Origin of the sequence: Solimicrobium silvestre (genome assembly GCF_002976435.1) — a bacterium.
In the GTDB taxonomy this organism is placed as follows: Bacteria; Pseudomonadota; Gammaproteobacteria; order Burkholderiales; family Burkholderiaceae_D; genus Solimicrobium; species Solimicrobium silvestre.
Map to the genome: position 1 here is coordinate 1 of NZ_PUGF01000060.1, position 1,432 is coordinate 1,432.

The window sequence follows — 1,432 nt, forward strand, 5'->3', positions numbered from 1 at the left end:
AGCCCATACATGGACGCCTCCCGCTTGCAAGTACAATTTGCAAATAATGTCATGACATAGTCGATTGCAGCCATACATTCGGTCTTTAGCGCAGCTACTTTTGTATGAGCTGCTGACGCACGATGAAATACGCTGATGATCTTTCATTCAACCTATCGTACTTTTATGTACATTGGGCTAATCGAATTGTGACCATCCCGGTCTGACCTGTCTTGTCATCACTTGAAATTGCTCTAGCAATCTGTCGGTGTTCCTTACTCTTCTTTTTTACACATTCAACTTCAACTAGTTACTGCTTTTCTCTTCAACCGTACCGATTATGCTTAAGCATATTCGGTACGGAATACTTCACCACTTTGTAACATGGCCCAAATGCGTCGCGCGTTTTTCGCTGCTAACGCACAAGCTGCTTTGTTGTGGCCACGCCGCTCTGCCAGCTTCACCGCCCAATCATCGGCGTATTTTTCTTTCCCCGTGCGTGCCCTTAATACCGACCGCGCCCCATGCACCAACAACTTTCGAATATACCCATTTCCGCGCTTATTGATACCTAACAATACGTGCTTGTCTCCGCTATTATGCTCACGCGGGGTCAATCCTAATGCACATGCAAATTTACGTCCTGTTGTGTACATGCTGGCATTGCCAAATGTTCCGACAATCGCTGTTGCCGTCATGATGCCAACACCAGGTACACTTTCGATTAATTTGCAGGCACTGCTTTCGTGATACACACGTAAAATTTGCTGATCAATCTTGCTTATCCGCTCTTCGAGTTGCCTTAAATGAGCAAGTAGTTCTTCAATTAACCCACTTAATATGCCTAGTTCATTTCCCGATTTGGCTTGCCATTCGCGTACTTCGTTATACAAACGACGCATACCTGGCGTTATCGTGTAACCAAATTCAGCAAGTAATCCTCTGATTTGATTTGCTGTGGCTACGCGTTGTTTCATCCAGCCTTCTCGTACTCGATGTAGCGATTGTGTTTGTTGGCTTTCCCGACTGCGCACAACCACAGTAGGGACGCTGTCACGACTTGCTGCTTCGCAGATCGCTGCCGCATCCCGTGCATCGGTTTTATTTCCTTGCACAAAAGCCTTCACAAATTGCGGCGGCATTAACTTTACTTTATGTCCTAATTGCTCCAATTGCCTTGCCCACTGGTGTGCACCGCCGCACGCTTCCATTCCGACTAAACAAGGTTTTATTGTTGCAAAATAGCTTAAGATTTCGGATCTCTTTAAGCGCTTCACAACTAATTTTTTACCTTGTGCATTGGCACCATGTACTTGAAATACATTTTTTGCCAAATCCAGTCCAATTGCAGTAATATTTTCCATGACGCTTCCCCTCACTTAAGTAGTGTGTTGAAACTCTACTTTGGCACATTGCGATGCCGTTGTGGGCGGGAGGCGTCCATTACATTAAC

General features: G+C 45.5%; 1 protein-coding gene. It reads right to left on the minus strand.

Annotated elements, in window-relative coordinates; all coding sequences use genetic code 11:
- Positions 1 to 323: 323 nt before the first annotated feature.
- Positions 324 to 1,343 (minus strand): IS110 family RNA-guided transposase, encoded by a 1,020-nt coding sequence (locus S2091_RS23710; protein ID WP_105534444.1) that lies wholly within the window; start codon positions 1,341 to 1,343, stop codon positions 324 to 326.
- Between the last annotated feature and the right edge of the window lie 89 nt (positions 1,344 to 1,432).